Annotated in this window: 7 protein-coding genes; 4 read left to right on the plus strand and 3 right to left on the minus strand. The window is 67.4% G+C overall.

Annotation, left to right across the window (positions count from 1 at the left end; translation table 11 throughout):
- Positions 1 to 114: 114 nt before the first annotated feature.
- The gene (locus tag VFQ05_02725; GenBank protein ID HET9325666.1) at positions 115 to 1,098 is read right to left on the minus strand and encodes a hypothetical protein; all 984 of its coding nucleotides are present in this window, start codon (positions 1,096 to 1,098) and stop codon (positions 115 to 117) included.
- A gap of 221 nt (positions 1,099 to 1,319) precedes the next feature.
- Here VFQ05_02725 and VFQ05_02730 point away from each other — a divergent pair, with 221 nt between their 5' ends.
- The 4 genes from VFQ05_02730 (at position 1,320) to VFQ05_02745 (ending at position 4,204) form a co-directional block, all read left to right on the plus strand.
- Positions 1,320 to 1,892, plus strand: a complete 573-nt coding sequence (locus VFQ05_02730; GenBank protein HET9325667.1) for a hypothetical protein — start codon at positions 1,320 to 1,322, stop codon at positions 1,890 to 1,892.
- A gap of 1 nt (position 1,893) precedes the next feature.
- A complete protein-coding gene (locus tag VFQ05_02735; protein ID HET9325668.1) occupies positions 1,894 to 2,496 on the plus strand; it encodes a sigma-70 family RNA polymerase sigma factor in 603 nt (200 codons plus the stop codon).
- A gap of 11 nt (positions 2,497 to 2,507) precedes the next feature.
- The gene (locus VFQ05_02740; protein HET9325669.1) at positions 2,508 to 2,987 is read left to right on the plus strand and encodes a hypothetical protein; all 480 of its coding nucleotides are present in this window, start codon (positions 2,508 to 2,510) and stop codon (positions 2,985 to 2,987) included.
- Positions 2,988 to 3,550: 563 nt separating this feature from the next.
- A complete protein-coding gene (locus VFQ05_02745; GenBank protein HET9325670.1) occupies positions 3,551 to 4,204 on the plus strand; it encodes a hypothetical protein in 654 nt (217 codons plus the stop codon).
- Positions 4,205 to 4,357: 153 nt separating this feature from the next.
- Here the strand turns inward: VFQ05_02745 and VFQ05_02750 are convergent, their stop codons facing one another.
- Both VFQ05_02750 and VFQ05_02755 read right to left on the minus strand, forming a co-directional pair.
- Positions 4,358 to 6,820 carry a FlgD immunoglobulin-like domain containing protein gene (locus VFQ05_02750; GenBank protein ID HET9325671.1) on the minus strand — a complete coding sequence of 821 codons (2,463 nt, stop codon included), beginning with the start codon at positions 6,818 to 6,820 and terminating at the stop codon, positions 4,358 to 4,360.
- A 218-nt stretch (positions 6,821 to 7,038) separates the two neighbouring features.
- Positions 7,039 to 8,007 carry a helix-turn-helix domain-containing protein gene (locus tag VFQ05_02755; GenBank protein ID HET9325672.1) on the minus strand — a complete coding sequence of 323 codons (969 nt, stop codon included), beginning with the start codon at positions 8,005 to 8,007 and terminating at the stop codon, positions 7,039 to 7,041.
- Between the last annotated feature and the right edge of the window lie 591 nt (positions 8,008 to 8,598).

Consider the following 8,598-nt stretch of genomic DNA (forward strand, 5'->3'; position numbering starts at 1 on the left):
TGTGACAAAACTCGGGCTCAGAACGCGCGGGCATTCGCGGGCACAGGAGGGTGCGCGAAACGGGACCCGTCGTCCCGTTTCGCGTGGGTGCTGGCTAGGCCGGGCGAGCGATCGCTAGTCGTCTCCACCGTCTTGCTTTGCCGCGCTTGTCGCCCGCTCCTTCTCGGCCTTGCGAAGTTTTTCGTGGAAGCCCTCTTCGAAGGCCTTCACCACCTTGTTGATCTCGGGCTGATCGCTCACTTCGGGCCCGAGCATGACGGCGTCAGCCTCGCCGGACGTGACCTGCCGCCTGGCATCGAGCGTCAGAACCGTCTTGCACAGGTAGTAGCCCTGTTCGCCGCCATAGCAGGCCACGGTGTTCTTGATCATCCGCCCCTTCGGAATCATCGGAGTGTCGCGGCCGACCACCACAGCGTTCACCCCATCGACCGTGCTCACCAGGTCCTCGTTCGCGACCTTGCCGAGCTGGCCCAGCAGCACCACCACGTCGACGCCCTTCTTCCTCATCTCGGCGATGGTCCTCGTGGCAACGGCCCCTGGCGCTTCGATCAGGAGCGAATCCCGCGACGGCCCCAGGTTGACGTTCTCGCCGATGAGGCCGAAGAAGCCCACTTCCACGCCGCCGATCCTCTTGACCAGATATGGATTGAATAGCGGCTTGCGCGAGCGCTTCTCGATCAAGTTGGCGCATACGACCGGGAGCCTGTTGCGCTTCACCTGCGCGCGAAGGAAGGAGGCTCCGTATCGCAGGTCGCGCTCGCCAACCCCCACCGCATCGGTGTTCAGCCGGTTCATCACGTCCATGATGAACCCTGCGAGATCCAGCTGACCGTCACCCTCGGGGAAGAACCCGCCGTTGTCGACCAGGGCGACCTGTCCGTACTGAGTTCTGATGCTGTCCGCCAGGCTGGCTCGCCGAGACAGGCCCCCCTTGGGGATGTTGCAGCCACAGGGACCCGTCTTTCCCTTGACGTCCGTGGTGCTCAGGATGACGAGCTTGTCAGGTTGGAGAACGGCCCCACTCGACGTGGCGGCCACGGCCGCCCAGGCAGGCAGCAGTAGGAGAGTGGCGAATACCACGGAGAATCGGGTTTGCATGTGACCTCCAGGCATTGGTGGACCGCGCCGCAGGAATACATCCACCCTCCAGAACGGGACGACGGCACGAGATATATCGGGCGCCGCGGTCCAGTCCCGAGGGCCGCCGGGCCTGCCGGGGGCACATGGCCCATTCACGACCGATATGTCCGGGGACGTTGTTCCGTTCTTGAGGTGGCTGCCCACTGCAGCGAAGCCTATTCTTTTCGCTCGGAGGCCCGATGCGAGCACGATTCCTCGTGGTATTTGCCGCTCTCATGCTGCTTCCTGCCGTCACGGCTGCGTCCAGCCCCACGTGCTGGCAGCTCGCGGGGAACGATCTGTCGTGCTACCAGATGGACCGCGACTCCGTCGTGACCTACGCCGGCAAGCCCAGCGGCCGCCTCACGTCAGTCGGCGAGTGCCAGAGCTTCGGCACGATGGTGCAGTGCATCGACCCCGCCGCCTACGCCGGTAAGCGGATCCGGTTCTCGGCTCACGTCAAGGCTCGGGACGTCAGGGACTGGGCCGGCCTGTGGATGCGGGTGGACGGCGAGGGCGGCTGCGGGACCACCCTCGCCTTCGACAACATGAACACTCGCCCGATCACAGGGTCCAGGGACTGGGCTCGCTATGACATCGTGCTCGACGTCGCGAAGGAGGCGAAGAGCATCTGCCTGGGGATCCTGCTGGAAGGCCAGGGCAAGGTCTGGCTGAGCGGGGTGCGCTTCGAGGCCGTCAACACGGCCGTTCCGACCACTGTCGCGGACGGGCGGATGGAGAAAAAACCGGCGAGCCCGAACGTCGAGCACTGACGTGGGGAAAGGTCGCCAGGACTGCCGGTGGCTGTCCGAGGCGGAGATTGCTGCGCGTGCGCTCGAGGGGCAGTCGTCGGCGTGGGACGAGATCGTGCGGCGCCACTCGCACCGCGTGCTGCTGGCCATGCTGGCGCGCGGGGTGCCGTGGGACGCGGCGCACGATCTTGTGCAGGAGGTCTGGGTGCGCTTGGTGCGCCAGCAGCGCGCAGGGCGCCTGCAGTCTTTGACCCTGCCGGGGCTCGCCATCACGCAGGCCAGCTGGTTGGCCCGCGAGGAGGGCCGGACCAGGAGGCGGCACGAGACCATCATGAGCGGCAGAGCGGCGGCGGAGATCACCGGTGACGATGTGGAACATGACCCCGGGGTGGATCCCGAGGAACAAGCGATCCGGCAAGATCGGCTGGACCGCATCCGCAGGGAGCTCGAGGTCTGTCCGCCGCGCGCCCGGCAGATCTTTCTCGCGGTGTACGGGCCCGAAGGACGCAGTCACGCCGAGGCGGCGCGCGACCTCGGGATCTCGGTGCAGCGGGTGAGGCAGGCACTGTGCGAGGTCCGCGCGCGCATGCGCACGGCGCTGAGGGAAATGGATAGCGGAGACTAATCGTGGAGCACTTGAGCCAGGAGCAACTCGATGCGTTGGTGATGGGAACTGCGTCCCGCGACGACGAGGCGGTCCGGCGCCATCTGGCGACCTGTGAGGCTTGCGCCAGGCGGCTGATGCGCGCGGCGCAGCTCGAATCGGATCTGTACGACGCTGCGGCGGCCGCCGCTGGGGACCTGGTGAAGCGAGCGCGCCCCGCTCCGGCTCGGATATGGCGGGTCGCCCTGCCGGTCGCGGCCGCGCTGGCGGCCGTTGCCTTCGGCACGTGGTCCCTGATCTCGCGGGAGAGACCCGAGGTCGCGCCTCCGGCCCAGACGGTCCGCGTGCCGTCCGCGGACAAGCCCGACCTCCGGACCCCGAGGAACGTGGGCTCCGGGGTGCACGAGTTGCCGCCCCAGGACGTAGCTCGCTGCGTGACCGTGGAGCTGAGTCAGGGTCCGCCTACTGATCCAGGTGGGAGTGACCTATGCACCCCGCTCTCGGCTCAGTGACCGAAGGGTTCTGACGCAGATCGCCTCACACACCCGCGCGGAGTTCTGCGGCAGGGAAGGATCCGCGCCCTGCCGTCGCTTCGTTTCGCCATGACCGACAGGCCGATCACGGTCATTGCGTCCCCAGCTCCGGGAAGGTCTAGCTTCGCGTCGTTCGGGGCTCCCGGGCGCTCTCCTCCTACCTCAGGCCGTTGCACGAGCGACCCTCTCTCCCATGGAGTGGAGGCTCATCATGATCCGGCGATGGATTCCCGCCTTGGTGGTCGTGCTCGCCGTCTCGATCTCACCGATTGCTCGTGCCGGAAGTTGGTGCGCCGCGAAGAAATCGAACCTTCAACCTACTGATCAAGAGTCGGATTGAGGGGCGCGGACGAGCCGGGACAAATCAGGGTGAAGCGTGGTGAGCGCATGCGTTTCGCCCCGACCTCGCTCGACCGCAAGTCACGCTTGATCCCGGTTCGTCACGATTCGCGTGGCTACAGTTGGGCTACCGTCCGGCCAGCCGACCACGCTTGGGTGCGAGGCAGGTCGACGCAATTGGGCCAGAGAGATAGAACTCCACCATGCATGAGCCGCCACGCACTCAACCTGTGCTGTTGAATGGGTTTGCCCTTGATGAGTCCGACATCGGCTCATTCGAATGGAGTCGAACCCACAATGCCGACCGCCTGTGGGTGACGAACGAGGGTCTCACGATCGAATGGGACCCGCTGAAGCGCCCGCCGAAAGAGAAGTTGCCACCGGTCTGGATCCCGGCGTCGACGTGCCTCCATCTCCACAGCGGGTCGTATCGCTGGGATTTCGTTGTCGAGCGCATGGGAGAGTGTCAGATCGGAGTCGGCTTCATGCTTCTTTGGGACGTCGGCCCCGACTGGGGATTCTTCGGATATCTCGGCGCAAGTCCGACTGCCTGGGCCTACGACCCATCCACCGGCGACGTGGTCAGCAACACCGAGTCCATCGAAGGTGGCCTGCCGAAGTTCGCGAAACCTTTCTTCTCCGGAGAGCAAGGCGGCGTCGTGAGCGTGACTCTCGATCTGCCTCGGCAGCAGGAAGGGAACGGGCGCTTCACTGTCGATGGGGTCTCATCGCGCCCAATCGCTCTGCCGCCAGCTCCAGTCGTTCTTCCAGCTGCTTGCCTGCTGCGGCAAGGGCAGCGCGTAACGCTCAGTGCCTTCACCCGGGCCGGGAATGGAGACAGCGGCACGGAACGCTGAGCGATTCATGGCCTGCTTCAATTCCTCGCCAGCCCACGACGTTCTAAGAACAGGAAGTTCCCAGGGGGCCGCTGCTGGTTGTACTCGTCTCGCCACGTCGCGATGACGCGTCGAGCCCGCGCGCATGGAAGTTCCTATCCTTGTCCTTCCATATCACCTCATGGCCACGAGCCTCTGCACCAGCACCCTCCGCTCCACCTCCAACTGCACGAAGTAGATCCCCGCTCCCAACGGCCGCCCTGTTCTATCGCGCAGGTCCCAGGCGAGCGCGTGCTGGCCCGCTGGGCGCATCCCCCGCTCCAGCACCCGCACCTCCCGCCCGAGCGCGTCATGGATCGCGAGCCGCACCTCGACTGCCCGCGGCAGCGTGTAGCGGACGGTCGTCGTCCTCGTCGCCGGGTTCGGACTCGGAGGTGCCAGCGACAGCTCGCGGGTTGCCTCGGTTCCGCCGACATCCACCGTCCCCTCGGGCGACAGCAAGGCATACGGGCTGTCGTTGCCGTGAACGTCCGCGGCCGCCAGCTTGTAGTAGGCGGGTGCGTCCGCCGCGTCGGCGTAGCCGGTGTCGGCTTGCGCGATCACCAGGTTTCCCGGACCGGGCACGAACCCGGGCGTCGCGCCCCGGTACAGGCGGTAGCCGGCGAGGTCGGGCTCGGGATTGGGGCCCCAATGGAGATGCGTGGTTCCCGCGGCATAGTGGCCGGTGAACGGCGCGGGCATCGCGGGTGCGAGATTGTCCACCGAGTAGCCCGAGTCAGCTCTCGAATCCCAGAAGCCGGGCGCGAACGCGGCATGCGCGTCCACCATGAACACGGTGTGGGGATTGGCGACGCCCGTCGAGTCCTCGAACGTCGTCGCCACGAAGGTGTAGCTCGAGGTGCCACGCGCCAGGACCGAGCCGACGCCTTCCCAGTAGAACGCCTGCGCGTGCCCCACCGTCCGGCGATAGACCCCGGGCCGCGCATCGGCGGCGCTCGCCTCGCCGGCCAGCAGCCGCGTGCCCCGGCGCTCGGCGGCCAGCACCGCGGCCTCCGGCACCTGGCGCCAGATCCCGTAGGCGGAGATCTCCAGCGTGGGAAGTGTATCGAGGTAGCTCCGCGTCCATTCGATGCGGACCTTGCCGCCCTGGTCGCCGGGGTAGTCGGCCACGCTGATGATGGCAGCCTCCGGGTTCCCGAGCCGGCCGAACGGCGCCACGCGCTGGGCGAAGATGTCCCCCCAACCCCCGCGGGTGTCGCACCACATCACGATGGCGCCATCCATGCCGTCCGAGACGATCGTCGGGTTCCCCTGGTTGCCCGAGGCGGTGGAGAGGGCGCGGCCGTCGGCCGGCCAGGCGGGATCCAACATCCCGCTCGCCAGCAGGTGCTGGGCGTAGCTGTCGACGCCGCCGCTCCGGTAGTCGTCCCAGGTCATGATGGCTCCGCCCGCGCCGTCGGCGACGATCCTGGGGTACTGCTGAGACTGCGCCGCGGTGCTGACGGCGCGGCCGTCGGCCGGCCAGGTGGGATCCACCACGCCGCCCGCCAGCAGGTGCTGGGCGTAGATGTCGTAGTCGATGCCGCTGCGGTAATCGTGCCAAGTGACGATGGCGCCGTCGGCGCCGTCGCTGACGATCGCGGCGGAGTACTGGGTATTCGCTGCCGTGCACAGCGCGCGGCCGTCGACCGGCCAGCCGGGATCCACGGCTCCGCTCGCCAGCACGTGCTGGGCATAGATGTCCCAGTTGGTGCCGCCAGTGCGGAGGTCGTTCCAGGTGACGATGGCTCCTCCCGCGCCGTCGCTGGCAATCGCCGAGGGGCCCTGGGAATTCACGGCAGCGCACAGGGCGCGGCCTTCGGCGGGCCAGGCCGGGTCCACCGCCCCACTCGACAGCACGTGCTGGGCGTAGATGCCCGCGTTGCCGCTGCGGTAATCGTTCCAGGTGACGATGGCGCCGCCCGCGCCGTCGCCGAGGATCGCGGGGGATTGCTGGGTACCCGCGGCAGTGCAAAGCGCGCGGCCGTCGGCGGGCCAGGCGGGGTCCACCGCTCCGCTCGCCAGCACGTGCTGAGCATAGATGTCCGCGTCGACGCCGCGGTCGTCCCTCCATGTGATGATGGCCCCGCCCGCGCCGTCGGCGACGATCTTGGGGTACTCCTGCGAGCCCGCGGCGGTGCACAGCGCACGGCCGTCGGCCGGCCAGGCGGGGTCCACCGCCCCGCTCGCCAGCACGTGCTGAGCGTAGATATCCGGGAATCCGCCCCGGTAGTCCCTCCATGTGATGATGGCCCCGCCCGCGCCGTCGCTGGCGATCGCGGCGGCCACCTGGGGCGACGTTGCCGTGCACAGCGCACGGCCGTCGGCCGGCCAGGCGGGATCCACCGCTCCGCTCGCGAGCACGTGCTGGACGTAGATGTCGGCGCCGTTGTCGACGTTGCGGAAGTCGTGCCAGACGACGATTGCCCCGTCCACTCCGTCGGCGATGGCCGCGGGGTTCTCCTGAGTGCCCGGGGCGGTGCACACCGGGAGATTGGTGAGCGGGTGGTAGGGCCACGCGGCGAGCGCGGGGCAGGCGGGAGCGGCCAGGAGAAGGCCAGTGAGAACTCTGGCGAGAGCGGGATTGTTGCGGCACATGGCCGGCCTCCGTGAAGCGGTGCGAGGCCCACTACACCGAGGGTGAGTCTCGCGGTGATCTCCGTGAGTGGAGATGGTGCGGATACGGGCCGGGTTGCACACCGCCCGGAGGGTGTGTCGCCTCGCGCACGTCGCGGAATATGTGGGTCGTGAGTGCACAGCCCCACCGGCCCACCCCGCGTTCGGCGCGGTGGTCCAGTGCTCCTACTTACCTGGGGCTACTTTCGGCCTCCGCCAGGGGCTGGCGCTACTCGGCGATTGGGAATTCCTTCTCGTAAATTGCGGGGTGGGCGAGACGAGCGAGGAGGGGATGGCGCCGGGCTACCCGGGGTCGCTGAAGCGAGGTCGCGCCGGTACGCGGTTGGGGACCGGCCCACGTATCTGCGGAAGACGCTGTTGAACTGGGGGACGGATCCGAATCCCGCAAGGTCGACCACCTCGACGACGCGGAGCTGGGAGCTGCGAAGCAGTTCCTTGGCCTTCTGGAGGCGAACCCTGGTGATGTACTCGGTGAACGTTTGCCCGGTGAACCGGCGGAACATCTTGCAGAAGTGATAGCGGCTCAGATTCACCTGACGCGCCGCGTCGCGCATCGTGATGCGCTCATCGTGGTGCTGCCGCACGAAATGCTGGGCCGCGTCGAGCCAGGAAGGGGGTGAGCCAGCAGGTCTTAACAGGCCATGGGCGGCCTGTTCCGCGAGATGGTCGGCGAACAGCTCCAGGAGCTTGACCGCCCCCCGCCACTCCTTCCCCGTGATTCGAGGTGTCGCTTCGTAAGCACGCTGGACCTCTGCGAGCCTGACTGCGGCCCCCCAGCGGTTCAGGCGTCGTCCCACAGATGCCAATGTCGCATCGTCGGGCAGGCGCCGCAGGACGTGACCGGCAAGAAGGGTGGCCACATGGGTCCCGCCTACCAGGACCGGCGCGGCAGCGATGGCGATTCGCGCGAAACAGCGCTGCTGGCACATCGACCGAGTCGCCCCGGCACGCCGGCACGCAGCGAGCTCCATCTTGACGCAGTAGGCGGTTCCCCGCGGCGTGCTCGACACCAGCGCACAGGCCGGGGTGCACGCCGCCGCGCTCAGGACATGGGTTCCCTCGGGTGGGTTGGGAGCCAGCTTGACCCACAGATGCGTTGCTTGGCGGAAGCTGTTCTCGAACTCCTCGAGAGCTTCCGAGCGAAACAACGCCGACAGCCCGGGCGCTTCCATCGCACGGGAAGAGTAGCACTGCCGGCGTTCGGTCGAACCTCTTCAGTCCGCCACCGCGCATCGAGATTCGGGGGCCACGGCCCCACAGGCAAGTTGGTGCGCCGCGAAGGGATCGAACCTTCAACCTACTGATAGGAGACCGTAACCGCCCGCCGGCACGAAGCGATTGTCGCACAATGTATTGCCATGAATGGCAAGCGTTGGCTCCTGGAACGCGCCGGCATCTGCAGGCACTCGTGGGTCCGGGAAGGAGCGCGAAACGGGACCATGGGTCCCGTTTGGGATGGCGGCGCCACACGCCAACAGCGGCGGGGTTCGCCACGATGATGGGAGACGATGCGGCGCGACATCATGGCCGCCGACGCCGAGGCGAGTCCGTCGCATCGTTCCTCGGGTAGGATCACGCTTCGATGAAGTGACTCTACCGACCCGATACATGCGATTGTCACGCAGCACAACAGAGATCGTTCACCTGAGAGTCCACCAGAGGTGAGGCCACCGAGACCGATGATGACGCCCGAGCTCACCCGCCCTCGTTGGATCGACCGGACGTTTCAGTTCGTCCAT

The sequence above is a fragment of the Candidatus Eisenbacteria bacterium genome, assembly GCA_035712145.1.
GTDB lineage: Bacteria > Eisenbacteria > RBG-16-71-46 > RBG-16-71-46 > RBG-16-71-46 > DASTBI01.

Bases quoted from the DNA above. Each gene is read 5' to 3' on its own strand.
- VFQ05_02725 (HET9325666.1), bottom strand. From the start codon at position 1,098: ATGCAAACCCGATTCTCCGTGGTATTCGCCACTCTCCTACTGCTGCCT.
- VFQ05_02730 (HET9325667.1), top strand. From the start codon at position 1,320: ATGCGAGCACGATTCCTCGTGGTATTTGCCGCTCTCATGCTGCTTCCT.
- VFQ05_02745 (HET9325670.1), top strand. From the start codon at position 3,551: ATGCATGAGCCGCCACGCACTCAACCTGTGCTGTTGAATGGGTTTGCC.
- VFQ05_02750 (HET9325671.1), bottom strand. From the start codon at position 6,820: ATGTGCCGCAACAATCCCGCTCTCGCCAGAGTTCTCACTGGCCTTCTC.